The 24,750-nt window shown below is 61.0% G+C and carries 20 protein-coding genes and 1 pseudogene; 19 read left to right on the forward strand and 2 right to left on the reverse strand.

Annotated elements, in window-relative coordinates; translation table 11 throughout:
• A pseudogene (locus TX78_RS14195) lies at positions 1 to 580 on the reverse strand (amidohydrolase); the annotation flags it as partial.
• Between the two features lie 83 nt (positions 581 to 663).
• On the opposite strand from TX78_RS14195, the gene TX78_RS04895 reads away from it, so the two are divergent.
• The 19 genes from TX78_RS04895 (at position 664) to TX78_RS04985 (ending at position 24,135) form a co-directional block, all read left to right on the forward strand.
• Complete coding sequence (locus TX78_RS04895; RefSeq protein WP_044494150.1) at positions 664 to 1,614, forward strand: cation diffusion facilitator family transporter; 951 nt, start codon at positions 664 to 666, stop codon at positions 1,612 to 1,614.
• Positions 1,615 to 1,634: 20 nt separating this feature from the next.
• Positions 1,635 to 2,483, forward strand: a complete 849-nt coding sequence (locus TX78_RS04900) for a superoxide dismutase family protein (RefSeq protein ID WP_147640422.1) — start codon at positions 1,635 to 1,637, stop codon at positions 2,481 to 2,483.
• A 151-nt stretch (positions 2,484 to 2,634) separates the two neighbouring features.
• Positions 2,635 to 5,616: a DUF4040 family protein gene (locus TX78_RS04905; RefSeq protein WP_044494153.1), complete on the forward strand. Its 2,982-nt coding sequence runs from the start codon at positions 2,635 to 2,637 to the stop codon at positions 5,614 to 5,616.
• Positions 5,613 to 6,098: a sodium:proton antiporter gene (locus TX78_RS12945; protein ID WP_069956240.1), complete on the forward strand. Its 486-nt coding sequence runs from the start codon at positions 5,613 to 5,615 to the stop codon at positions 6,096 to 6,098. Before TX78_RS04905 ends, TX78_RS12945 begins: the two co-directional genes overlap by 4 nt.
• Positions 6,095 to 7,705 carry a monovalent cation/H+ antiporter subunit D family protein gene (locus tag TX78_RS04915; RefSeq protein ID WP_233722167.1) on the forward strand — a complete coding sequence of 537 codons (1,611 nt, stop codon included), beginning with the start codon at positions 6,095 to 6,097 and terminating at the stop codon, positions 7,703 to 7,705. Before TX78_RS12945 ends, TX78_RS04915 begins: the two co-directional genes overlap by 4 nt.
• Positions 7,702 to 8,145, forward strand: a complete 444-nt coding sequence (locus tag TX78_RS04920; protein WP_049897477.1) for a Na+/H+ antiporter subunit E — start codon at positions 7,702 to 7,704, stop codon at positions 8,143 to 8,145. The genes TX78_RS04915 and TX78_RS04920 overlap by 4 nt, the downstream gene beginning before the upstream one ends.
• Positions 8,142 to 8,408 (forward strand): monovalent cation/H+ antiporter complex subunit F, encoded by a 267-nt coding sequence (locus TX78_RS04925; protein WP_044494155.1) that lies wholly within the window; start codon positions 8,142 to 8,144, stop codon positions 8,406 to 8,408. The genes TX78_RS04920 and TX78_RS04925 overlap by 4 nt, the downstream gene beginning before the upstream one ends.
• Positions 8,408 to 8,776 (forward strand): cation:proton antiporter, encoded by a 369-nt coding sequence (locus TX78_RS04930; RefSeq protein ID WP_044494156.1) that lies wholly within the window; start codon positions 8,408 to 8,410, stop codon positions 8,774 to 8,776. Before TX78_RS04925 ends, TX78_RS04930 begins: the two co-directional genes overlap by 1 nt.
• Before the next feature lie 134 nt (positions 8,777 to 8,910).
• Positions 8,911 to 10,137, forward strand: coding sequence for a YihY/virulence factor BrkB family protein (locus tag TX78_RS04935; protein WP_233722168.1), 1,227 nt, complete (start codon positions 8,911 to 8,913; stop codon positions 10,135 to 10,137).
• Between the two features lie 159 nt (positions 10,138 to 10,296).
• Positions 10,297 to 11,922 carry a peptide ABC transporter substrate-binding protein gene (locus tag TX78_RS04940; protein WP_158644300.1) on the forward strand — a complete coding sequence of 542 codons (1,626 nt, stop codon included), beginning with the start codon at positions 10,297 to 10,299 and terminating at the stop codon, positions 11,920 to 11,922.
• A 195-nt stretch (positions 11,923 to 12,117) separates the two neighbouring features.
• Complete coding sequence (locus TX78_RS04945) at positions 12,118 to 13,044, forward strand: ABC transporter permease (RefSeq protein ID WP_044494158.1); 927 nt, start codon at positions 12,118 to 12,120, stop codon at positions 13,042 to 13,044.
• The gene (locus tag TX78_RS04950) at positions 13,037 to 13,969 is read left to right on the forward strand and encodes an ABC transporter permease (protein ID WP_044494160.1); all 933 of its coding nucleotides are present in this window, start codon (positions 13,037 to 13,039) and stop codon (positions 13,967 to 13,969) included. The genes TX78_RS04945 and TX78_RS04950 overlap by 8 nt, the downstream gene beginning before the upstream one ends.
• A 12-nt stretch (positions 13,970 to 13,981) precedes the next feature.
• Positions 13,982 to 15,016, forward strand: coding sequence for an ABC transporter ATP-binding protein (locus TX78_RS04955; protein ID WP_044494161.1), 1,035 nt, complete (start codon positions 13,982 to 13,984; stop codon positions 15,014 to 15,016).
• Entirely contained in the window at positions 15,013 to 16,071 is a 1,059-nt protein-coding gene (locus TX78_RS04960) for an ABC transporter ATP-binding protein (RefSeq protein ID WP_044494163.1), read from the forward strand. The genes TX78_RS04955 and TX78_RS04960 overlap by 4 nt, the downstream gene beginning before the upstream one ends.
• Before the next feature lie 474 nt (positions 16,072 to 16,545).
• Positions 16,546 to 18,513 (forward strand): ABC transporter substrate-binding protein, encoded by a 1,968-nt coding sequence (locus TX78_RS04965; RefSeq protein WP_044494166.1) that lies wholly within the window; start codon positions 16,546 to 16,548, stop codon positions 18,511 to 18,513.
• A 154-nt stretch (positions 18,514 to 18,667) separates the two neighbouring features.
• Positions 18,668 to 20,203, forward strand: coding sequence for an ABC transporter permease (locus TX78_RS04970; protein WP_044494167.1), 1,536 nt, complete (start codon positions 18,668 to 18,670; stop codon positions 20,201 to 20,203).
• Entirely contained in the window at positions 20,200 to 21,339 is a 1,140-nt protein-coding gene (locus TX78_RS04975) for an ABC transporter permease (protein ID WP_044494169.1), read from the forward strand. The genes TX78_RS04970 and TX78_RS04975 overlap by 4 nt, the downstream gene beginning before the upstream one ends.
• Positions 21,336 to 23,018, forward strand: a complete 1,683-nt coding sequence (locus tag TX78_RS04980; protein WP_044494172.1) for an ABC transporter ATP-binding protein — start codon at positions 21,336 to 21,338, stop codon at positions 23,016 to 23,018. Before TX78_RS04975 ends, TX78_RS04980 begins: the two co-directional genes overlap by 4 nt.
• A gap of 10 nt (positions 23,019 to 23,028) precedes the next feature.
• Positions 23,029 to 24,135 carry a hypothetical protein gene (locus tag TX78_RS04985; protein ID WP_044494176.1) on the forward strand — a complete coding sequence of 369 codons (1,107 nt, stop codon included), beginning with the start codon at positions 23,029 to 23,031 and terminating at the stop codon, positions 24,133 to 24,135.
• A 26-nt stretch (positions 24,136 to 24,161) separates the two neighbouring features.
• On the opposite strand, the gene TX78_RS04990 is transcribed toward TX78_RS04985, so the two are convergent.
• Positions 24,162 to 24,536, reverse strand: coding sequence for a hypothetical protein (locus TX78_RS04990; RefSeq protein ID WP_044494179.1), 375 nt, complete (start codon positions 24,534 to 24,536; stop codon positions 24,162 to 24,164).
• Between the last annotated feature and the right edge of the window lie 214 nt (positions 24,537 to 24,750).

Here is a 24,750-nt window from a genome sequence, read left to right on the forward strand (position 1 = left end):
CCTTCGCCATCCAATGCTTGGCTTCGGTGAAGGCCTTCCGGAGGGTGTAGGCGGTGCCCAGCCGGGTAGACGGGGTGCGTTTCTGGTCCCCGTGGAAGCGTTTGGGGTTCTCTCCTAGGGCAGCTTTCAGGCCGGAAGGGGAGCGGACCACCATGTCATCGACCACCCCGCCGTGGGTCTTCACCGCGACGGTCAGCCCGCCGATGGGATTGGCTGAGCCGGGATTGACGTTGACCGTGGTCACCCCACTGGCCACGGCGTCGTCGAAACCGATTTCATGGGGATTGATGGCGTCGATGGCGCGCACTGCGGCGGTGACAGCTTCAGTGGTTTCGTTGAAGTCGGCACCTTCCCAGCCTTCACCCTGTTCATGCACCCCCAGGTGAACGTGCGCATCAATCAGGCCTGGGAGCAGCCACGCTCCTTGGGCATCGATAATCTCGTACCCCTCGGGGGATTCGATGTCGGCTCCGAGCGCGGAAATCTGCCCGTCGGTGACCACTAGCGTGCCATCGAATGGGGTTCCGCTGACGGGGACAATATGAGCGTTCTTCACTGAATAGTTTCGTTGCGCAACCATTCTGCGACTGTATCGCGATGAGAACGCTTCTGACTACGGCTCGCACCTTAGGGATTCTCAATAACTGCACTTATTGTGAACACATGGGATTCGGGCACAGCCACACACATGATCACCATGGGCCTGGTCAGGCCGGTGCGGGTCGCGCACGGCTGGCCATTGCCTGCGGCATCACCATCGGTATTGTGCTGGCCCAGTTTCTCGGCGCGTGGCTCACTGGCTCCCTGGCGCTGCTGACTGATGCTGTGCACTCGCTCACCGACAGTATCGGTCTGTTAGTCGCCCTGACCGCCGCTTCCTTGATGTTCCGCGCCGCCACCACCACGCGCACCTGGGGCTGGCGGCGGGTGGAGATTCTCGCCGGATTTCTGCAGGCAGCACTGCTGCTCGGCATCGGCATCTATGCGCTCATCGAAGGCGTCCAACGGCTCGGACTCTTCGGCTCTGGCCACAGTCCGGATATCGCTCCTGAGCTGCTGTTGATCTTCGGCGCAATCGGGCTGGCCGGCAACATCGCATCGCTGGCAGTACTAGCCCGTGGGCGGCGTGAGAACTTCAACATGCGTGCAGCCTTCCTCGAAGTGGCTGCCGATGCCTTGGGGTCGCTGGGTGTCATCATCGCCGCCGTCGTGCTGTGGACCACCGGCTGGGCTCAGGCAGATGCGGTGGCCGCGCTATTGATCGCCTGCTTGATCATTCCCCGCGCTGCCCGACTACTGCAGGAAACCTCCCGAGTGCTGCTGGACTTCACCCCGGCAGGACTTGACCTCGAAGAAGTCCGACGGCACATGCTCGCGTTAGAGCATGTGGAGGAGGTCCACGATCTGCACGCCTCCATGATCGCCACCGGTCTGCCGGTTCTTTCGGCGCATGTGGTGGTGGATGAGGCCTGTTTCACCGCCGGCTGCGCCCCGCAGAAGCTCGCTGAGCTGCGCGCATGTGTGGCCGAGCATTTTGATATCGCCGTCGAACACTCCACCTTCCAGCTGGAGACCCGAAGCATTGCAGACCAAGAGACTCACGTCCACAGCTGACAGCGCTACAGTTGGGCATCATGAGTTCGTCTGATCTTCGTACTAACACCCGTTCTGTCACCCCCGGCCGAACCCGTTCCCTGCTGGCCGGAACCGCCGCTCTGGCCCTGCTGCTCTCCGCCTGTGGTGGCGGAGGAAACGACGACGGCGCCCGCGGGCCTCAGGGTGACGAGGAGGCCACGGCGACCGAAACCGGAGCCCCCGGGCAGACCGATGATCAGCAGGACCCTGATGCAGGCGCACCTGCAGGAGACGGAGAACAGTTCGCCACCGCCGACCTTGCCGATCCGGTGGGCAACAGCGTAGGCACCGTGACGTTCTCAGAAGTCGATGCGGGTGTCCGCGTCGAAGCACATGTGCAGGATATGACTGCAGGATTCCGTGGCTTCACGATTCACGAGACCGGATTATGCGAGCCGCAGTCTGCCAATGACTGGGGCTATATCGGCGATTTCTACTCCGCTGGAGCCCACCTGCCAGGTGCTCCTACCCAGGAACAGGGAGTAGTTGAGGGCGAAGACGAGCTGGAGAGCCCCACGGACTGGCATACTCCTGAAGGAGATGTCCCCGGATATGGGGGCGCAGACACCGAGGGCCAGCAGAGCATCGATCACCCTGATCATGCCGGAGATCTGCCGAACCTGCTGATCAACGCTGATCGCACCGGGTACCTCGCAGTGGTCACCGACCGCCTGAGCCCAGAACTCCTCCTGCAGGAGGAAGGGACGGCGGTGATCGTGCACTCTGCAGCTGATCACCATGGAAATGTCCCGGCTCGCTACGCTCCATACGGACCGGACCAGGAGTCCCGGATCACCGGTGATTCCGGGGACCGGGCCGCCTGCGGTGTGGTGGAGGAATCCCGCTGAGGCCCACAGTCACATCTTGCTGAGCCTGAAGAAGTCTGGATATAGTCGATACCCGGTGCGCCGGGAAGACTGGTCGGCAAAATAGGATGGGCAGGATAAATCCTGGCCATCCCGTGCGCCTGCCCGACCGCCATAACAAGGAGGACCTCCTATGACGCTGATGGTCCTCCTTTTTCTTACGCTGGTGCTGGTGCCCGCTGCAGTGGCAGTGCACAGGCTCGCCGGACGCAATACAGGATGGTTTGCCGCCGCGGCGCTGACGGCCCTGGGTGCCGCGACTCTGCCGTGGATCCCCGGCCTCCTAGAGGGTGAGACCCCCACCGCCCACTTGCCCTGGATACCCAGCCTGAATGTGGGAATCTCGCTGCGGCTGGACGGCCTGGCAATGGTCTTCTTGCTGCTGGTGCTGTTTATCGGCGCACTGGTGATGGCCTATAGCGCCCGGTACTTTTCCCCTAAGAAGAAGACGGGGGACTACTACCTGTGGATGCTGATGTTCGTCTTCGCCATGTCCGGCATGGTGCTGGCCGACGACCTCATCCTGCTCTTCGTCTTCTGGGAGTTCACTACTCTCTGTTCGTTCTTCCTGATCAACCGCTCCGGTGATAAAGCGCCCGCCCCCGCCCAGCGCACGCTGCTGATCACTATGGCCGGCGGCCTCGGCCTGCTCACCGCCGTGCTGTGGATCATCGTCAAGACCGGCACTACACGGATCTCGGAGGCGCTGACCCATCAGGTGTGGGGCGAAGACGCCACCTTCACCGCCGTGGTCGCGCTGCTGATCGCCTTCGCTGCATTCACCAAATCCGCGCAGTTCCCCTTCCACCTGTGGCTGCCCGATGCCATGGTGGCACCGGCCCCGGTCTCCGCATATCTGCACGCTGCAGCCATGGTCAAGGCTGGCATTTACCTGCTGCTGCGCTTCTCACCGGTCTTTGAAGGTGTCGCAGTCTGGCAGGTCACCCTGATCGTTGGTGGCCTGATCACCGCACTCATCGGTGCGCTCTTTGCGTGTCAGCGCCATGACATCAAAGAGATCATGGCTTACTCCACGGTCTCGCAGCTGGGCTTCCTCGTCGCAATCATCGGCGTCGGAACGCCGACGGCCATCGCCGCGGCCATCATTCACGTCATCGCCCACGCACTGTTCAAGTCCTCGCTGTTCATGATGGTCGGCATCATTGAACATGAGGCGCATTCCCGCGATATCCGAGTGCTCAACGGTCTGCGCAAGACCATGCCGGTCTCCTTCGTCATCACCTTGATCGCCTCCCTCTCGATGGCCGGTGTGCCCCCGCTTTTCGGCTTCGTCTCCAAAGAGAATCTGCTCAAGGGTTTCCTCTCCGCAGAGGACGGCACATTTGGCCCCGGGCTGACCTGGACCATCACGCTGCTGGCGGTACTGGCAGCAGTGGGCACCTTCGCCTACTGCGGTCGGATAGTCCTGGGTGCCTTCACCTCCTATACCGGTGCCGGCAAGCGTGATGAAGTACTGGAACCCATGGCTGCCGACGGCGCCCACGAGGCTCCTTTCAGCTTCTACCTTCCGGCGCTGCTGCCGGCGGTGGCAGGTGCGCTGCTGGGCTTCGTGCCTTTCATCTTCGACGGTCTGATCAGCCAGGCAACTACCGCCGCTCACCGCGACAGCTACGAGGCCCACTTCTACCTGTGGGGCGGGATCAGCGTTGATCTGATGCTCTCGGTGGTGGTCATGGGTGTAGGGCTGGTGGCCGTCTTCAGCCGGACCCGACTGGACAGCCTGATTCCGCGCACCATCCTGCCGTTCACCGGTGTGCAGATCGCTGAGAACATTCGGACCGGCTCCATTAACTTCGGCCGCCGCGTGGGCGATCTGACCCGCACGGATATGCATGGCCTCCACCTCACCGCTCCAGGCATCTTCCTGGCGGGTCTTTTCCTTGCCGGTGTGCTGCATGTGGGCGAGGTCGGCAGCTTCAGCGAAGGCCACACCCAGCCCATTGACTGGGTGCTGATCTCGCTGCTGACGGTCTTCCTGCTGGGCACTGTCATCAGCACCTCGCGTACCGCGGCCGTGGTTCTTACAGGCGGCGCAGGCTTCGTCGTCGGCGCCTGGTATTTCGCCCTCGGTGCCGTGGATGTCGGCATGACCCAGCTGCTGGTCGAGATCCTCACCGTGGTGGTGCTGGTTCTGGTGATGCGCAAGCTGCCGCGGAAGTTCCACGCCGTCTCGCGGACCCGCACCGCAGTCTCGGCCGTCGTCGCCATCATCTTCGGTGTCATGGCCTTTGTGGCCACCTTCGCGCTGACTGGACGCCGCGGCCAGTCACCTGCAGCTGAATGGTATTTGCAGAACACCTACGATGCCTCCGGGGCCATCAACGTGGTCAACTCGATCCTGGTGGACTTCCGTGCCCTGGATACCTTCGGTGAGCTCACCGTGCTTGGTGTGGCCGGCTTCGCCATCCTGGCAGTGCTGAACTCGGCATTCTCCACCTCAGATAATGAACCGGCTGAGTCCCGCCTGTGGGTGGGCACCCCGTTGGATCACGCAGCAGATAACACGGTGGCCATGCGCACCGTATTCAATTGGATGGCGCCTTTCATCGTGATCCTCTCGCTGGTGCTGCTGCTGCGCGGCCACTATGACTCCGGCGGTGGATTCATCGCCGCGCTGGTGGCAGGTGGTTTCTTCGCCCTGCGCTACCTGGTGGCACCCAGTGATTCTGCGGTGAAGCTGCGCTTCGACTACGCGCTGGTGATCGTCGGCGGCATCATCACCGGTGCAGCCATCGGCTTCACCGGTTTCATCGAGGGCTCCTATCTGCGGCCGATCGTCATCTTCGAAGGCCTACCGCTGCCATGGGGCTCCGAGTCAGGATTCTCCCTGACCACAGCGCTGATCTTCGATATCGGCATCTACCTGGCCGTCATCGGCGCGGTGCTGGTGGCACTGGACCGTTTGGGTCAGGCCCAGCGCTATCCAGCTGAACTCTTGAAGGCGCATATGAAGGCTCAGGGCCAGCAGACCGGTGAGATCTCTGAGATCGAGATGCACGCCGGCGCTGACCCCGGAGACTTGCCGCTGCAAGCGCAGGCTGAGGAACGTAAGTATCTGCGGCCGCTGCGCCGTAAGGGAGTGAGCGGCTCATGAGCATCGCTATTGCCGTAGGCCTGCTGACCGCCGCCGCCGTCTATCTGTTCATGCAGCGCGGCATGGTGCGCATCGTGCTGGGCTTTGTGCTGGCCAGCCATGCTGCCAACCTGATGCTCTTCGCCGCCGGCAACACGGCTTTCCGAGATGTGCCGTATATCGGTTCAGGAGAAGTGGGCGAGCAGGCGGATCCGCTGCCGCAGGCCTTTGTGCTCACCGCGATCGTCATCGCCTTCTCCATCACCATGTTCATGGTGACCCTGGCTATCACCACCACCCGGGATGATGACACCGAGGATGAAGAAGAGTCCCCGGCTAAAGTGCTGGCTCCGGGCAGCACAGCAGATACCGACGACGCCGCCTTCAGCGACTTGGACACTGCCTCCGGTGAGATCGCAGTAGAGACCTACAAGGATGAGACTGGCGTGGGCCAGCCTAACCTCGAGCACGCAGAGCGCATGCCGAAGGAGGAGGAGAAGTGAGCCTCACCGAGATCCTCCCGCCGCTGCTGCCGCTGCTGGTTGGCGTGCCGCTGTTGATGGGCGCCATTGGAGCGGCAGTGCGCAAGAACAAGCGCATTCGCCACGTCATCAGCTTAGGCACGCTGGCCGGGCTACTGGCCTTCTCCATCCTGCTGGTCGTGGTCACCCATGACGGCACCGTCCTGGCTCACCAGGTGGGTATGTGGGACTACGGCATCTCCATTCCCTTTGTGGTGGATGCGTTGAGTTCCCTGGTGCTGATGATCATCAGCATTCTGGGTATTGCCAGTGTGCTCTTTGCTATGGCCACCCACGAGGCCCGGGCACGCTTCTACCATCCGTTTGTGCTGGTGCTGATGGCCGGAGTGGCCGGCGCGCTGATGACCGGCGATATCTTCAACCTCTTCGTTTTCATCGAAGTGATGCTGCTGCCCAGCTACGGCCTGCTGGCCATGATGGGCGCGAAGCTGGGCGCTCACGGCGCACGCATCTATGTCTCGGTCAACCTGCTGGCCTCCACCCTGCTGCTGATCGGTATCGCGCTGGTTTACGCCACCGCGGGCACCGTCAACCTTGCTGAGCTGCGCGGAGCAGCTGTGGAGGATCCGGCGGTGGCTGTGGCAGGCGGCGTCGTCCTGACCGCCATCAGCATCAAGGCTGCAGTGGTGCCGGTCCATGGCTGGCTGACCCGTACTTATCCGATGACCTCACCGGCAGTGACCACCCTGTTCTCCGGTATCCACACCAAGGTGGCGATCTACGCCATCTACCGCATCTACTCACTGCTCTTCGACGGCGATGAGAAGTTCCTGTGGGTCGCGCTGCTGGTGACCTCACTGACCATGCTCATCGGTGTGCTGGGGGCAATCGGTGAAAAGACCACTCGCTCAATCCTGGTTTTCCACATGATCAGCCAGATCGGCTACATCCTCATCGGTGTTGGGCTCTTCACCGGACTGGGGCTCACTGCAGGCATCTTCTACCTGCTGCACCACATGATTGTGAAAGCCAGCCTCTTCCTCTCCACCGGCGCTATCGAGGAGACCTACGGCACTGGTGAGATCGACAAGCTGGGCGGGATGCTCAAACGCGAGCCGCTGATCGCTGTGACCTTTATGGTGGCGGCTCTCTCGCTGGCCGGCCTGCCGCCATTCTCCGGATTCGTGGCGAAGTTCAGCATCATTCAGGCCACCCTGGAGCAGTCCCACTACTGGGTTGCTGCAGTCGCGGTGCTGGTCTCGGTGTTCACGCTGCTCTCCATGCTGAAGATCTGGACCGGCGTGTTTATGGGCTCTGCACCTAAGGACCTGGAGGAGCGCGCGCTAGCCTATCAGGAGCGCATGCACGGCAAGCGCTACCTTCGGGTCCAGGCCCAGGCGGAGAGCCCCACACTGACTATCGGCCCGCCGACTGCCACCATGAGCGCTGTGCTTGCCGGTGAGCGGGCGGTGAAGGTCCCTATGAAGCTCATCATCCCAGGCATGCTGCTGGCAGCCATCACATTGTTCTTCGGTCTGGGTGCGGAGCTGCTGATGACGCTCTCGGAGACCGCCGCTGAGAACCTGCTGAACCCCGACGGCTACGTGGAGGCGGTGAGCAACGCATGAGCCATAAATACGACGACGCCGGCATCGGCTCATGGCCCTGGCGGGTGATCAGCTTCATGCTCTGGTACGCCAAAGAGTTCATCCTGGCGAATCTGCGAGTGACCCTGGATGTGCTGCGGCCGAAGAAGTCCCAGAAGATGAATCCGGCGATTATCGCGGTGCCAGCAGCATCAAAGAATGACGCTGAGTGGACCATGATCTCCACGCTGATCACGCTGACCCCCGGCACCTTGACGCTGAGCATCTCTCGGGAGCACCGGATCCTCTACGTGCACGGGATGTTCGTGGACAGCCGCGAAGATCTGGTGGCTGAGATCCAGGAGATGGAGGACCGCATGCTGCGCGCTATGCGGCGGGTGCCCGGGGACTTGAGCCGGCCGGTGCAGGCGCCGGTGGTTGAGCCGACTGAGTCGGATCAGCAGGGCGGTGAGGTCCGATGATCTCTGAGATCACACTTGAAGTGGCGCTGGTGCTGCTGGCCGTCGGCATGCTCCTGGCAGCAGTGCGGGCATACCTCGGGCCGAAGGTGACTGACCGGGCTGTGGCCGCTGACCTGATCTTCTTCGCGATCATCGGGTTCATCGCGCTGATCGGGCTGCGCACCAATATCGAAGCGCTTTTCGACATCATTCTTATCGCAACGCTGCTGGGCTTCATGGCAGCGATCTCTATGGCCCGTCTGGGATCAGGAGGCCGACGCTGATGAGTGCATTGACACTGCTGCACGGTGCCGGACTGCTCCTGATTTTCTTAGGCATTGTGACCATCATTGTTGCCGGTATCGGACTGTTCCGCCTCCCGGACCTTTACCTGCGCGCCTCCGCCGTCGGCACCTCCGCGGGGCTGGGAGTAGCCAGCATTGTGGTGGGTGTGCTGCTGATGGACTTCTCCTGGCTGAATCTGGTGAAGGCACTGATCGCGGTCATCGCCCAGCTGCTGACATCGGCAGTGGGTTCCATGGCCATTGCCCGCTCCGGTTACCTGAATAACTCGGTGCCTGCGGCAATCACCCATACCGATGATCTGATGAAGACGCGCCGGGATCAGTTCGAATCTGGCCACCAGAAATAACGTCACGAAACTCTAGGAACTCCTGCCAGATGGGAGCTGGGTTCCGACAGATTCTTGAAGTTTTGTCTCTCTGATCGGATGGAGAGCGCCGGTGTTCAGGGAGCATCCAGAGATCATCCTGATACTTGGGTGATATGAGCGACGAGGGTCTGAAGCCGCACACTGTCCGCGAACGCGACGACGACGCCATGGGCGTCTTCGATGAGAGGGCCACCTATCAGGACGCATCCCGTCCCGGTACGGTCTCCGCCGCTGCTGACCAGCCGTTCTTGGTGAAGGCACGTCAGCGCGAAGAGTACGTGGAGAGCCACCGCGGCGAACGCGACGAGGATAAGCCCGAGTCCCCACCGAAGCTCACCAAAGCGTCGTGGCGCTACAGCGTCAAACGCACGCTCACTGAATTCAGCAGGGACCAGTGCACTGACTTAGCTGCGGCACTGACCTATTACGCAGTGCTCTCGGTCTTTCCGGCGTTGGTTGCTTTGGTCTCGCTGCTGTCGCTGGTGGGGGAGGCCGAGCGGACTCAGCAGTTCGTGATGGACACCCTGACCGAGATGACCGGCGGCGAAGACAACCAAGTCATGGAGACCGTTGAGCTGGTGATGGGCAGCATCACTGAGGCCCAGGGCGCTGGGATCGCCCTGGCTCTGGGTATTCTGATCGCCATCTGGACCGCCTCCAACTACGTCAATGCCTTCTCCCGGGCGATGAACCGCATCTTCGAGGTGGAGGAGGGCCGCAGCGTCTTCAAGCTTCGCCCTCTGCTCTACGGTGTCACAGTGGCACTGATTGTTCTGGTCGCCATTGCCGGTGTTCTCCTGGTGGTCTCAGGACCGCTTGCTGAAGCCATTGGGGCCACTGTGGGCTTGGGCGAAACCGCCGTCACCGTATGGAACTGGGCAAGCCCGGTAGTGCTGCTGTTCCTGGCGGCCGGAGGCATCGCTCTGCTGTACTACTTCACTCCGAATATTCGCCAGCCCGGCGCTTCCTGGGTCTCCGCCGGTGCAGTGCTGGCTATCGTGGTGATGATCCTGACCACCGTGGGCGTAGCGATCTACGTGATGAACTTTGCCAACTACAACGCCACCTACGGTGCCCTGGCAGGCGTCATCATCTTCCTGTTCTGGATCTACATCATGAATATGGTGCTGCTGCTAGGTGCAGAGTTCGACGCCGAACTCGAGCGCAGCCGCCAGCTGCAGACCGGCATCGACGCTGAGCGCACCATCATGCTTGCTCCCCGAGAAACAAAGGGCCTGGAGAAGCGCCACGCGAAGTATGAAGAAGTGGTCGCTTCGGCCCAGGCTCTACGGCTTACCCGGGGCCGGACCGCCGACCCGGATGAGGTCTGGCGCCGGTAACGGTTGTGTAAAACCTCTGAGACAGCTGGGCTGCGAGTGAGCGTGCGGTGTGAGAGCTTGATAGGCTCCCCCTTTAAGTGACGTATGCAACACATGCGCCGCGAAGGAATAGGCAGGCCCACCATATGCCTGTCTCTCGCATTCTCTTGAGGAGACATTTTGTCCATTAGTAAGAACTTCACCCGCGCGGGAGTGGTACTGGCTGCCTCCGCTCTGGTTCTGACCGCTTGCGGCGGCAATGGTGATAACGGCGGCGACGCCGGCACCGCTGAGGGCGAGTCAGCTGCCGTGGCTGGCGGCGGTACCATCTCGGTCTACAACTGCGAGCCCCAGCACCTGGTGCCCGGTAACTCGACCGAAGTCTGCGGATCCAAGGTCCTTCAGCAGCTCTTTACTGGTCTCGTTGAGCTCGACTACGACACTTACGAGGTCATCCCCGGCGTCGCAGAGTCCTGGGACACCGAGGACAGCCAGACCTGGACCTTCACCCTCGGCGAGGACTGGGCCTTCCAGAACGGTGAGGAAATCACCGCACAGACTTTCGTCGACACTTTCAACTGGGTGGTCAACCCGGAGAACACCCAGCAGAGCGCCAACTTCTTCGACAACGTCGTCGGCTACGACGCGGTTATCAACGAAGAGACCGACGAGCTCGAGGGTCTGCGCGCGGTTGATGAGTACACGCTGGAAATCGAGTTGGCGGAGCCTTTCGCTCCGTTCCCCCAGATGCTCACCTACACTGCTTTCTACCCGATGCCCTCTGAAGCCTTCGAGGACATCGAAGCCTTCGAGCAGGCCCCCATCGGCAATGGTCGGTACCAGATCGACGGTTCCTGGGAGCATGACGTGCAGATTGCTGCCGATCGCTGGGAGGACTTCCCCGGCGAGAACCCTGGTCTTCCCGAGCGTATCGAGTGGCGCATCTACTCCGATATCGACACTGCCTACATGGACGTTCAGGCCGGAAACCTGGACATCCTGGACCAGACTCCTCCGAACCGTCTGACTCAGATCGAGGCAGACTTCGGTGAGAACTCCGCCACCTTCGACACCGGATCCTTCACCTACCTGGGCCTGCCGCTGTACCAGGAGGATTTCCAGGACGAAGACGTGCGCCACGCGCTGTCCATGGCTATTGATCGCCAGGCCGTTATTGACGCCATTTTCGACGGCGCCCAGACTCCGGCTACTAACATCATTCCGCCGATGCTTCCTGAGGCTCAGGACGGCATCTGCGAATGGTGCGAGTACAACCCTGAAGAAGCAGCCGACCTGTACGAGGCTGCCGGCGGCCCCTCCGAGCTGACCGTGTGGTTCAACTCCGGTGCCGGCCACGATCAGTGGGTGGAAGCCGTTGCTAACCAGTGGCGTCAGAACCTCGGCATCGAAGAGGTCAAGTTCGAGTCCCTGGAGTTCGCTCAGTACCTCGAGCTCCACGACAATGAGGAAATTACCGGTCCCTTCCGCCTGGGTTGGACCCTGTCCTACCCCAGTGCTCAGTACGCGATGGAGCCCATCTACACCACGGGCCAGTCTTCGAACTACACCGGTTTCTCCAATGAGGAGTTCGATGCTCTGATCGAGGAAGCCAACGCTGCAGATCCGGAGACTTCCATCGAGCTCTACCAGCAGGCTGAAGAGATCTTGCTGAACGAGATGCCTGTTCTGCCGATGTGGTTCTCCAACTACACCACCGTCCACAGCGACCGGATCGACAACGGTTCGCTGCTGATGGACCAGGGCACATTCCTGCGCCTTGAGCAGATTGTGGTCACCGAGGACTAATCCCCTCCGACACCAAAAAGCGCGGTCGGCACCATAGCGTGCAGGCCGCGCTTTTTGGTGCCCGCCATTTGTTCAATTCTGCAATTCTGTCCTGAGTCTCTATCATGGAGCCCGGCACTGTCGCCTCCATCACATGGGGGCCCGACGATGCCAGGCGTCCCAAGGACGCACTGACCGGCCCCATCCAAGGACACCATGACTCGATACATCATCCGGCGTCTGCTGCAGTTCATACCGGTCATCCTCATCTCCACGCTGATCGTCTACGCGCTGGTGTTCGCCATTCCAGGCGACCCGATCCGCGCGTTGGCCGGCGACCGTCCGATGAGCGATGCCGTGCGCGAACAGCTCAGACAGCAGTACAACCTCGACGACCCCTTCTTCATTCAGTACTTCAAGTACATATGGGGCGTCTTCACCGCAGCTGACTTCGGCACTACTTTCCAGGGCCGTCCCGTGCTGGACATCATCCAGCAGCGGCTGCCGGTGACGGTCACGCTCGCGCTGGTGGCTACGGCAATCCAGGCCGTTTTCGGTGTGATCGCCGGCATCCTGTGCACCATCTATAAGGACCGGTTCATCGATCGTCTGGTGCAGGTCAGCACCGTGATGATGGTTGCTCTGCCGATTATTGCCATCGGCTTCCTGCTGCAGCTGGTGTTCGGCCTCAACCTGGGCTGGTTCCCGATCGCAGGTAACCGCGAAGGCCTCGTCAGCTACCTGCTGCCGGCTTTCACCCTGGCGTCGGTGTCCACCGGCATCATCGCCCGCCTGCTGCGCGGCGAACTCGTAGATGCCATGCAGTCCGACTATGTGCGCACCGCCACTGCCAAGGGGCTCAAGCGCACCCGCGTCATCGGCCGCCACGGCCTGCGCAACGCCATGATCCCGGTGGTGACCTTCATTGGTGCCGACCTGGCCAGCATGCTCGGCGGTTCGATCGTGGTGGAGTCGATTTTCAACCTGCCGGGACTCGGCGAGCAGGTATACCGCTCCATCAGTGGCCAGGAAGGTACCGTCGTCGTCGGCATCGTCACTTTGATGGTGATCTTCTTCGTGGTGATCAACCTGCTGGTTGACCTGCTCTACGGCCTGCTCGACCCAAGGATCCGCTATGAGTAATCCAAACCCTGAGGCACGAACCACCCCGGTTTCCACTGCGGCCACTGAGGCCGGCGAGGGGCAGAAGAAAACCGCCGAGGCAAGCCTGTTGGCTGACGCCTGGCGCTCCCTGCGGAAGAACCCCTGGTTCATCATCTCTGCAGCGATCCTGCTGGTGATGCTGGCCATGGCAATCTTCCCGCAGCTGTTCACCAGCGAGGATCCGCGCGCCTGCTTCCTGGAGCGCAACCGCCAGACCCCATCTGCCGAACACTGGTTCGGCACTGATATCCAGGGCTGTGACTACTACACCCGGGTGATCTACGGAGCCCGGAACTCCATTGCGGTGGGCTTCATCGTCAGCCTCGGAGTGCTGGTCATCTCATTGATCCTGGGGCTTGTGGCCGGTTACTTCGGGAAATGGGTTGACGCTGTGATCTCCCGCTTCACCGACATGGTCTTCGCTGTGCCCTACATCCTGGGTGCGCTGGTCTTCCTCAACGTGATCCCCACCCGCGGAGTACGGGAGGTGGCCATGGTGCTGATCATCTTCACCTGGCCGACGATGACCCGCTTGATGCGCGGATCAGTGATCTCAGCGGCCAGCACAGAGTACGTCACCGCGGCTCGAGCGCTGGGTGCCGGACATGTCACCATCATGCGCCGGCATATTCTGCCGAACTCGTTGGGTCCGGTGATCGGGTACGCCACCGTGTTCATCGGCATCATCATCGGCGCTGAAGCAACCCTGACCTATCTCGGTGTGGGGCTTCAGCTGCCGGCCATTTCCTGGGGCTTGCAGCTCTCGGATGCCAAGCCTTATCTGACTTCGTTCCCGCATCTGCTGGTGTTCCCGCTGCTGTTCGTCTCGCTGACGGTCTTCGCCTTTATGACCCTTGGCGATGCGGTGCGCGATGCTCTCGACCCGAAGTCCAAGAAGAAGTAAGGGGTCACTGTAGTGACTGAGACAACGACGACGTCGGGCACTCCACTATTGGAGGTTCGCAACCTAGAGGTGGAGTTCCGTTCCAAGACCGGAGTGGCCCAGGCCATCAACGGCATGAACTTCACGCTCCATGCTGGCGAGACGCTGGCCATCCTCGGTGAGTCCGGATCCGGCAAATCAGTGACCGCTCAGACCATTATGGGCATCCTGGACATGCCACCGGGGCATATCACCGGTGGACAGATTCTCTACCGCGGTGAAGACCTGCTGACCATGGGGGAGGAGAAGCGCCGGAAGCTGCGCGGGATGAATATCTCGATGATCTTCCAGGACGCCCTTTCCAGCTTGAACCCGGTGCTGCCGGTGGGGTGGCAGATTGCTGAGATGTTCCGCGTGCACCGCGGTTTCAAGCGCAAGGAAGCCCGCGCTAAAGCTGTTGAGCTGATGCAGAAGGTGGGGATCCCCGCCGCGGAGAAGCGCGTATGGGACTTCCCTCATCAGTTCTCCGGCGGCATGCGGCAGCGCATCATGATCGCGATGGCTATCGCTCTGGATCCGGATGTGCTCATTGCCGATGAGCCCACCACGGCGCTGGACGTCACAGTGCAGGCGCAGGTGATGGGCCTGCTGAAGGACCTGCAGGCCGAGCACAATATGGGCCTGATCCTGATCACCCACGACCTGGGTGTGGTGGCGGATGTGGCCGATAAGATCGCGGTGATGTACGCCGGTCGGGTGATGGAGTCCGCCGATGTCTTTGAGATCTACGCCCGGACCGCCAACCCCTACACCAAGGGGCTGCTGGAATCGATTCCGCGTATCGACGGAGCCGGTGAGCGGCTGCGCGCCATCCCTGGTCTGCCGCCGCCGCTGACGGATATGCCAGCGGGCTGCCCGTTCAGCCCACGCTGCGAATTCGCGACCGAACTGTGTACTGCGGAGCGGCCAGCTCTGCGTGAGATCGTGCCCGGACATCGCTCCGCCTGCCATTACGCAGAGAAAATCTATGCGATGAGTGCCGAGGGTACAGAGGAGGCCCGAGCATGAGCCTGAATCCCCAGTCGCACACCACCGGCGTCGTCGACCCCTTTGCCGATGCGGAGGTTGTCCTTGACGTCAAAGACCTGGTGAAGCACTACCCGCTGACTCAGGGCGTCGTCTTTCAGAAGAAGGTCGGCGCTGTTCAGGCGGTCGACGGCGTGAGCTTCCAGCTTCGGAAGGGGGAGACCCTGGGTATTGTGGGCGAGTCCGGTTCGGGCAAGTCCACTCTGGCTAAGCTTCTGATGCGTCTTGAGGACCCGGACTCCGGTTCGGTGGCCTTCAAGGGCCAGGACTTCCTCTCGGTCAAGGGCGAGGAGCTGCGCCGACTTCGCCGGAAGATCCAGATCATTTTCCAGGACCCCTACACCTCGCTGAACCCGCGAATGTCGGTAGGTGACATCATCGGGGAACCCTTCAAACTCCATAAGGATGCCAGGCCCGCTCAGGGCATCCGCAACCGGGTCAAAGAGCTGCTGGACCTAGTGGGGTTGAACCCGGACCATATCAACCGGTATCCGCACCAGTTCTCCGGCGGCCAGCGTCAGCGAATCGGCATTGCGCGAGGCTTGGCGCTGAACCCGGATGTCATCATCTGCGATGAGCCGGTCTCCGCGCTGGATGTTTCGGTCCAGGCGCAGGTGATGAACCTGCTGGAGGACCTGCAGAAGGAGATGGGGCTCAGCTACATCTTCATCGCCCACGATCTTTCTGTCGTCCGGCACATTTCTGACCGGGTCGGTGTGATGTACCTGGGCAAGCTTGCTGAGCTGGGTCACGATGAGGAGATCTACTCCGCACCGGCACACCCCTATACCCAGGCGCTGCTCTCGGCAGTACCGGTGCCTGACCCCACCCAGCGGGGCCACCGTCAGCAGATCGTGCTCAAGGGGGACCCGCCGAGTCCGGCGAACCCGCCGTCGGGCTGCCGGTTCCGCACACGATGCTGGAAAGCAACTGATCGTTGTGCCGAGGAAGTCCCTGAGCTGATGGTCCGGCCGGGCATTACCCAGCTGGCAGCTTGCCACTATGCGGCCCAGAACGAGGACGTCGCAGCAGAATGAGCTGAGTTCTGCATACGGACGCTGCTTCACCGGGCGGCGAGTGAACACGAGCGTAACATTCTGACTTATTTTGCAATGCGGAATGTTCGGCGAGTGTTCACTCGCCGCCCATTTTTGGTTACGGGCATGTTTCGCACGCCGCCGAAAATCCCACTGGAGCTAGGCGCAGCCTGACGTTTAGCTGACTGTTACCTGGGGGTTACTTACCGCGTATTTTCACGGAAGTTGCGCTCGTCACACCCACTGCAGCTCTCTGACCAGATGTGTTTCAAGAAGGTTGCTCGCTGCAACTTGACTTTCCTCAAATGAGACTTAGTCCACACTGTGACCTCGTCTTGACCCCTTGTAACGGTTGCGTTACGTGCCCAAAAGGGGTGTTCTGCGCGCTGATTGCCGACGTAATGTGGTGCCACCTTGATTTGGTGTTGCGTACATCACCAGTCTCATTCGCACCTATCGCATGAGGAGCAAGAAGTGAAACTACGGAAACTCTCTGCCGCGACGGCCATTTTGGCCTCCGGCGCACTCGTCCTCTCGGGCTGCACCCCGGGTGAGGACAATGCTGCAGAGCCGGATACCACCGAGACCACCGACAACGGCGGCGCAGCTGGCGGCGGTGACTACACCCAGGAGGGTCAGCAGTACACCGTTGAGCCCGACTCCGGAGCACTGGCTGATCTGGGCGCTGACTTCGAGACTGCCGCTGATGAGATCAACGTCTCCGTGGCGGACGTGAACTTCGTCTCCTACAACGGTCTGGCACGTACCGCCAATAACACCACCAACTCCGCCATTGTGGAACAGCTGGGCTCCGGCTTCTGGTACTTCGGCTCTGACCTGACCATCAACCAGAACGAGGAGTTCGGCTCCTACGAGGTGATCGAGGAAGGTGAGGTCGTCTACGAAGAGGACGAGAACGGCGACCCCCTGCTGGATGAAGAGACCGGCGAACTGGTCATCAACACTGAAGAGTCCACTCCGCAGGTTGTTGAATACACTATCAGCGACGACGCCGTGTGGTCCGATGGCACCCCGATCACCGTGGCAGACTTCGTCCTAGCCTGGGGCGTACAGGCTCCGGGCCTGGAGAACCCGGATTTCGATCCTGAGGACGAGTCCGAGGACGCAGAGCCGCCGCACCTGTTTGACTCCACCTCCAAGAGCTTCGGCGAGTACGTGCCCAACGGTCCCGAGGGAGAGCTGGACGGCAAGACCTTCACCGTTGAGTACTCTGACCACTACGTCTACGTCGACTGGCAGCTGGTTGTTCCCGCACCCCAGCCGGCACATATTGTGGCCGAGCAGGGTGGTCTGAGCGTTGACGAGCTGGTGCAGGCCTTCTATGACAAGGACGGTTCCGCACTGGTGGACGCCGCTGAGTTCTGGAACACCGGCTGGCACGTTCAGGGCGGTGAGCTGCCTGATTCGGAGCTGATCCCCTCCTCCGGCAAGTACCTGATTGACTCCTTCTCCACCGGTGAGTACATCTCCCTGGTCGCCAACCCCGACTACTGGGGCACCCCGGCCGGTACCGAGCGCATCACCTTCCACTTCATCGGTGACGGCGCTATGCCGCAGGCTCTGGAAAACGGTGACCTTGATGTCATCGCCCCCCAGCCCACCGTTGACACCCTGGACCTGCTCAACGGCATGAACCGCGACATCGTCATCCACGAACAGGAGCTGGCTACCTGGGAGCACCTGGACCTCAACCACAGCGAGAACTCGGTGTTCAACGACCCGCTGGTGCGTGAAGCCTTCGCACTGTGCGTGCCGCGTCAGCTGATCGTGGACAACCTGATCAAGCCGATCTACCCCGAGGCTGAGCTGCTGAACGCCCGCGAGGTCTTCAACTACCAGCCCACTTACGACGAGATCACCTCTGAGTCCTACGACGGTCGTTACGACGAGCAGGACCTGGAGCGCGCAGCTGAGCTGCTCGAGGAAGCCGGACTGGACTCAGTCGACGTCTCCATCGGCTACCAGGCACCTAACCCGCGCCGTACCGACCAGGTGCAGCTGATCGCCGAGCAGTGTGGCCAGGCTGGCTTCAACATCGAAGACGGCGGACACGAGGCCTTCTTCGCTGAGGTCATCCCCTCCGGTGACTGGGATATTGCTCTCTTCGCCTGGGCAGGTTCGGGTCAGATCGCTTCTGGCCGTAACCTCTACCACTCCGCAGGTGGCCAGAACGACGCCAGCTGGAACAACGAAGAGCTCGACGCTCTCTGGGACGAGCTGGTTGTCACCATGGAAGAAGAGGATCGCATCCCGCTGATCCAGCAGATCGAGAAGATCCTCTGGGACGACCTGATGAGCATCCCGCTCTTCGTCCACCCGGGCATCTTCGCCTCTGACGCCGAGATCTACAACGTGCGCTCAACTGCAGCACAGACCGGCATCACCTGGAACGCCGACCAGTGGCAGCGCGCCGCCGAGTGATCAGTCACTGACTGATCCTCACGGCAGGCAGCGCCGGGGTTGATCACCATCAATCCCCTGGCGAAGCGATGACGGCGGGATCTGGCAGACCACACATCTGCCAGGTCCCGCCGTCACCACGTCCCCCCGTTATCCCGGAAGGCGATACCCCGCTGTGCTGAAATACATTCTCAAGCGATTCGGAAGCACCATTCTGGTGCTCTTCGGCGCTTCCGTCCTGGTCTTCTTCATGACCGTCCACTCCGGAGACCCACTCGCTGATCTCCGTGAGAGCAACGACCCCGATGCCCCGTATCAGATGGAGCAGCGCATCCGGGTCATGAACCTGGACCAGCCCTGGTACGTGCGTTATTGGGGCTGGCTGCGCGGAGTGCTTGGCTGCTTCTATGGCCAGTGTGACTTCGGCGTGAACCGCGAGGGCCAGCAGATGAACTCGATTCTCGCTGGTGCCGCACAGGACTCGCTGCGTCTGGTCTTCATTGCCACAATCGCCTCGATTGTCATCGGCATCCTGATCGGCATTATGTCCGCCATCCGCCAGTACTCCCTCTTCGACTACTCCGTCTCCTTCATCATCTTCCTGTTCTGGTCCATGCCCGTGTTCTGGGTTGCAGTCCTGGCCAAGGATTATCTGGCCATCGGTTATAACAACTGGATGCAGGACGGCGGTCACTTCAGCTGGCCGCAGATATTCATCATCTCGGCAGTGCTTGCCGTGGCCATTCCCCTGGTGGCAGGCGGAGATCCCAAGCGCCGGGTCATCACTGGCGTGATGACATTCGCTGCCAGCGCCGGTGCCTTGTGGTTCTTCGACAGCTCATCATTTGCGACCACTCCGCGTATCGGTGGAATCGGCATCATCATTCTCAGCCTGGCACTTGCCGTTGGTCTGACCGCGCTCATTACCGGGCTGAACAACCGCAATGTGCTGTACACCTCGCTGATGGTGGCCGGTATCGGCATTGTCGCCTACTACGCCACCTGGGGACTGCTGGAGAACCCCCCAGGCGGTTGGTTCCTCATGCTGGGGCTGTTTGCTCTGACCATCGTGGTCTGCGTGGTGCTTGCTCGTGTATTCGGAGGCTATGCCAAGGGACAAGCCACTGCGGTCTCCGTTATCACCGGCACTCTGATCTCAGGCTTGATCCTGCTGGATCATTTCATGTACCACTGGCCCGAGCTGATCTCGCTGAAAGCACGTCCGATCAGCACGATCGGCTCTCATACCCGCCGTTTTACCGAAGACGATGTCACCTGGTGGCAGGTCAACCTGGACCTGCTGACCCAGCTCTGGGTGCCAACTATGGTGCTGATGATCACCTCGGTGGCCACATATACCCGGTATACCCGGTCCTCAATGCTGGAAGTCGCCCGTCAGGATTACATTCGAACAGCCCGGGCCAAGGGCGCCAACGAACGCTCAGTGACCTTCAAACATGCTTTCCGCAACGCGATGATCCCGCTGGCCACCATTGTGGCTTTCGACTTCGCCGGGCTGATCGGCGGCACCGTGATTATGGAACAGGTCTTCAACTGGAACGGCATGGGCGGGCTCTTTGTCACTGGCCTGCAACAAGTTGACCCTGCACCGGTGATGGGCTTCGTGATAGTCACCGGCTTCGTAGCTGTGATGTTCAACTTCCTGGCGGACATCGCGTACGCCCTCCTCGACCCAAGGATCCGAGTATGAGCGAGAACAATTCTTCTGATCTTGAACAGCAGATGACCGACCTCGCCGAGGTTGAGGATGCCAAACTGCAGAACAAGGGACGTTCGCTGTCCCAGAATCAGCTGGTGCTGAGACGGTTCTTCAGCCACAAGCCTGCCGTGCTGTCGCTGATCATTCTGGTCTTCTGCGCTGTGATGGCTTTCTCATCCCTGGGCTACGGGCCGATCCCGGGCTGGTGGGATAAGACCCACACCGCCACGGGTCCGGTGATCGACGGTGGACGCCCCACGATGTTCCAGAACGGCCAGATCCTCGGTGAGCATCCCTTTGGGCAGACCCAGATGGGCCAGGACTACTTTGCTCAGGTCATGTACGGCATGCAGCAGTCCTTGATCATCGCCTTCGTGGTGGGCATCGTCTCCACCATTGTCGGTGTGGTCATCGGTGCATTGGCTGGCTTCTACCGCGGTTGGATCGAAACCATCCTGATGCGCCTGACCGACGTGGTCATCGTGGTGCCGCTGCTGGTGATCGCGGCTGTGGCCGGCCAGATGGTCGGTGGTCGGGTGTGGCTGCTGGCACTTGTGCTTGGTCTGATCACCTGGACGGGCTTGGCTCGACTAGTTCGCGCGGAGATTCTCACCCTGCGAGAGAAGGAGTACGTGGCAGCCTCAATTGCGATGGGCTCCTCCGCATGGCGAATCATTCTGCGCCATATGGTGCCCAACAGCATCGGCGTCATCATCGTCAACACCACATTCTCCATTGCCGCGGCGATCCTACTGGAGTCATCCCTGTCCTATATCGGATTCGGTGTGCGTCCGCCTGAGCTCTCGTTGGGCTTCCTGATCAACTACTACGAGTCCGCCTCCAGCACCCGGCCTTGGCTGTTCTGGTTCCCCGGCATCTTCATCGTGCTGATCGCTCTGACGGTGAACTTCATCGGTGACGGTTTGCGCGATGCCTACGACCCGCGGCAGAAGCGTGTCGGAGACCGGCGCCCCGGTCTGCTGCGCTCACTGGGCCTGCGCAATCGCCGCGCAGAAGAGCGCGTAGCTGGCGCAGGCAACGCCTACGGCACCCCCGGCACTGCCACCCACCCTGTTTCGGCCTCAGAGCCGAAGGGGAACACTATGCGTTTCTGGAGGAAGAAATGAGTGAACCGATCCTCAGCTTCGAGGATGTCCGGGTCAGCTTCGCCACCGAATCAGGCACGGTCGATGCTGTGAAGGGCGTGAGCTTTGATGTGAAGCCCGGTGAGGTCGTGGCGGTGGTGGGCGAATCCGGTTCCGGTAAGTCCGTGACCTCGTCAACCTCTATGGGACTCTCCGCGGAGAATGCCACGGTGACCGGTACGGTGATCCTGGATGGCAAAGACGTGACTCGGATGCCTGCAGGGGAACTGCGCAAGCTGCGCGGTAACGACATCTCCATGGTGTTCCAGGAGCCCATGACTGCGCTGAACCCAGTGCTGAAGGTCTCAGACCAGATGGCCGAGGTCTTCGAGATTCATGGTCGTGCCTATGGCAAGGACGCAGTGGCCAAATCCATAGAACTGCTCGAGCAGGTGGGAATTCCCAATGCTGCAGAGCGGATCTATGAGTATCCGCACCAGTTCTCCGGTGGTCAGCGTCAGCGCATCGTCATCGCCATGGCGATTGCGAATAATCCGAAGATGATCATCGCCGATGAACCCACCACCGCACTGGATGTCACCGTCCAGGCCGAGATCCTCGACCTGCTGCGGACGCTGAAAGATGAGACCAAGGCCGGCATTCTGCTGATCACTCACAATATGGGTGTGGTGGCGGATATGGCCGATCGCGTCGTCGTCATGTTCCAGGGCGTAGTGGTGGAGCACGGGCCGGCAGAGGAGATCCTTCTGGACCCGCAGCACCCATACACTAAACGGCTGCTGGAGGCTATGCCTCGACTGCGGGACACCTCATTGACTGTTAATGAGCCATCACCTGTTGTTGCTGCCGAAGAGGTTGCTCCCGGTGACTACGTCCTGGAGGGTCGGGACCTGGCGTTGGCCTATAAGCACCGCGGCCGCTCCAAGCGCGTGGTGGAAGGGGTGAACTTCGGGGTGCGTCCCGGCGAGATCCTCGGTCTGGTGGGAGAGTCCGGTTCCGGCAAGTCCACCGTGGCCAAGGCTGTGCTGGGACTGCTGGAGGTAGACCACGGGGAGTTGCTGATCCGTGGGAAGAACCTGCCTAAGCTCCCGCGTAGGGAGAAGAAAGCGCTGCGCCGAGAGATCGGTGTGGTCTTCCAGGACCCAGCGGCCTCCTTGGATCCGCGTTTCCCCATCGGCGAGATCATCACTGAGCCGATGGTGATTCATAAAGTGGGTACCCCTAAAGAGCGCATCGCCCGAGCGGAAGAGCTGCTGGAGGCGGTGAAACTACCGCGCGATGTGGTCAACCGTTTCCCGCATGAACTCTCCGGAGGTCAACGTCAGCGTGTGAGCATCGCCCGTGCGCTGGCCTTGAGCCCCTCCATTCTCATCGCTGATGAGCCCACCTCGGCCCTGGACGTTTCGGTACAGGCTCGTGTGCTGGATATGTTCTCAGAGCTGCAGGAGCAGTATGAGTTCGCTTGCCTGTTCGTGACCCACGACCTTGCTGTGGTGGACCAGCTGGCGGATCAGATTATGGTCATGGAGAAGGGGCGAGTGGTGGAGCAGGGCCGCAAGGAGCAGATCCTGACCTCACCTCGCGAGGACTACACCAAGCGGCTGCTGGCCGCGGCACCGGTGCCGGATCCGTATAAGCAGCGTGCACGTCGTGAGGCTCGCCGTCAGCTGCTCACCGCTCAGGGAATCGCTCTGGACTAAGTGGCAGAAGGTGACTGAGGACCGTCGCGCTGGTGCGCTTATTGCTCGCACTCGCGATGCCGAGTGGCTCGAGCAGGCTCAGCAGAATCGCCGTCGACGACGACGCAGGATGCTGAAACTAGGTGCTGCTGGCGCGGCGGTCGCCGTCGTTGCGGTATTCCTGCTCCAGGACGGTCTGCGTCGCAGCGGATTGCTGGATGCAGTGGGATATACCTGCGGGGAGTTCATCCATCCCGAGGAAAACCTTTCTGACCAACCCCGAAATACTCATTTCAGCAGCTGGGCTGCATTCGAAGAGCAGCTGGTCGAGAATTTTGAACCGGGGGAGGGTTATGAAGATCCCGGTGAGCTACTGAGCCAGATGCAGGAGTATGCCCAGGCGCTGGGGATGACACCTGTCTCTGGGGCTTTTCTGGGATGGAGTATCACCGAGCAACCTTTCGTCGCCAGCGCGGTAGGGGAGCAGCTACTGGTGGGGCATACCTCCCAAGCCTGGAGCCTGGTGGATTCGCTCATGGTGGTCGACCCCGCCACTGGGGAGGCGCTCAGCTACGCGGCGATCCGCGATTCTCAGCGGCGCGATGAGGACAGCCCTACCAGGCTGCTTCTGGGAGCGGGAGTGGTAGAGGACTACATGGTGATTCAGGTTCGCGCCGCAAATGGTGATACTCATGCCGTGCGACTGGGGATAACTGGCGCGGACGACTCTGAATGTTTGCGGCTTCCTGGAGTGGAGACTGAGGCCGATCAATTAGGTGCACTCCCGGTAGTGCTGCGCCGCGTTGTTGATCTCAGTAGTACATACCAGGACGCCCAGCTGAGCATTGCCCACGGTCGCGAGGCCCGACCAGCACCTGGAAGCCCGGATCCGGGAATGAGTCTGAGCCAGATCGACGTGCAGCAGTGGGAGGTTCTGAGCACCCAGGAGGGCCTCAGCGATGACCAAGCCGTCCAGGAGCTCAGCCGGCACGTACACACCTCCTCCGACTCGTTGGATCTGGACGTGGCTGAGGCGGAGGTTGCCTTCGCCGGGGCAGTCCGATCCGTCCGGTCCCTTCAGCAGAACCAGTATCTGATCACTTGGGAGCACGGCTACCTGGTACTAGCACGGCCCTGATCAGAAGTTCCTAGCCGACGCCCAGTTCAGCGGGCGAGGGCTCGGGTGTAGCTCTGGGCCCAGATCAGAGTGATAGCAACAGCGACAACGGGAACTCCGAAAGTCACCAGTAGCAGTGGCAGCGGGTCCTGACTGCACAAGAAGACCACGGCGAGTACACCGCTGAGCAGAGCAAGCAGAATCCCGGGTGCCAGTGAGCTCAGCAGCTGAGCGCGGATCGCAGAGGTGCGAGCCGCTCGCGGCCACTTTTTTCCGGACCCTGAGCGGCCGGCTAAACAGTGGACATGCCCCTGGGGGACCTCCAAGGAGAAATCCGTAACGATGATCCGCACATTTCCATCCGCCTCGGTGTAGCGGATAGAGATCTTCTCCAGGGAGATGGCGTGCTTCAGCGCAGTCATGTGAAGGAGATTACACAGTGCTGGGTTAATTTCGGGTTACCGGAAAACTCTTTTTGATAGATATTCGAATACCGCCAGAGGCGGCATTTTTATACATGTCGGCACCTCTCACCGGTAGCGAACTGATGCTGCACACCACTAGTGTCCAGAAGTGGTGAACATCTTCGATTTTGTGCTAGCGCGTACACTGGGCTGGTGCGCTCGCACCATTTGA

This window comes from Nesterenkonia massiliensis (genome assembly GCF_000455245.1).
Classification (GTDB): domain Bacteria; phylum Actinomycetota; class Actinomycetes; order Actinomycetales; family Micrococcaceae; genus Nesterenkonia; species Nesterenkonia rhizosphaerae.

What these genes read in the sequence shown, in the direction of transcription:
- TX78_RS04980 (WP_044494172.1), top strand. Translation starts at nt 21,336, where the DNA reads ATGAGTGAACCGATCCTCAGCTTCGAGGATGTCCGGGTCAGCTTCGCC.
- TX78_RS04900 (WP_147640422.1), top strand. Translation starts at nt 1,635, where the DNA reads ATGAGTTCGTCTGATCTTCGTACTAACACCCGTTCTGTCACCCCCGGC.
- TX78_RS04935 (WP_233722168.1), top strand. Translation starts at nt 8,911, where the DNA reads ATGAGCGACGAGGGTCTGAAGCCGCACACTGTCCGCGAACGCGACGAC.
- TX78_RS04960 (WP_044494163.1), top strand. Translation starts at nt 15,013, where the DNA reads ATGAGCCTGAATCCCCAGTCGCACACCACCGGCGTCGTCGACCCCTTT.
- TX78_RS04930 (WP_044494156.1), top strand. Translation starts at nt 8,408, where the DNA reads ATGAGTGCATTGACACTGCTGCACGGTGCCGGACTGCTCCTGATTTTC.
- TX78_RS12945 (WP_069956240.1), top strand. Translation starts at nt 5,613, where the DNA reads ATGAGCATCGCTATTGCCGTAGGCCTGCTGACCGCCGCCGCCGTCTAT.
- TX78_RS04990 (WP_044494179.1), bottom strand. Translation starts at nt 24,536, where the DNA reads ATGACTGCGCTGAAGCACGCCATCTCCCTGGAGAAGATCTCTATCCGC.
- TX78_RS04920 (WP_049897477.1), top strand. Translation starts at nt 7,702, where the DNA reads ATGAGCCATAAATACGACGACGCCGGCATCGGCTCATGGCCCTGGCGG.
- TX78_RS04895 (WP_044494150.1), top strand. Translation starts at nt 664, where the DNA reads ATGGGATTCGGGCACAGCCACACACATGATCACCATGGGCCTGGTCAG.
- TX78_RS04975 (WP_044494169.1), top strand. Translation starts at nt 20,200, where the DNA reads ATGAGCGAGAACAATTCTTCTGATCTTGAACAGCAGATGACCGACCTC.
- TX78_RS04950 (WP_044494160.1), top strand. Translation starts at nt 13,037, where the DNA reads ATGAGTAATCCAAACCCTGAGGCACGAACCACCCCGGTTTCCACTGCG.
- TX78_RS04905 (WP_044494153.1), top strand. Translation starts at nt 2,635, where the DNA reads ATGACGCTGATGGTCCTCCTTTTTCTTACGCTGGTGCTGGTGCCCGCT.
- TX78_RS04925 (WP_044494155.1), top strand. Translation starts at nt 8,142, where the DNA reads ATGATCTCTGAGATCACACTTGAAGTGGCGCTGGTGCTGCTGGCCGTC.
- TX78_RS04945 (WP_044494158.1), top strand. Translation starts at nt 12,118, where the DNA reads ATGACTCGATACATCATCCGGCGTCTGCTGCAGTTCATACCGGTCATC.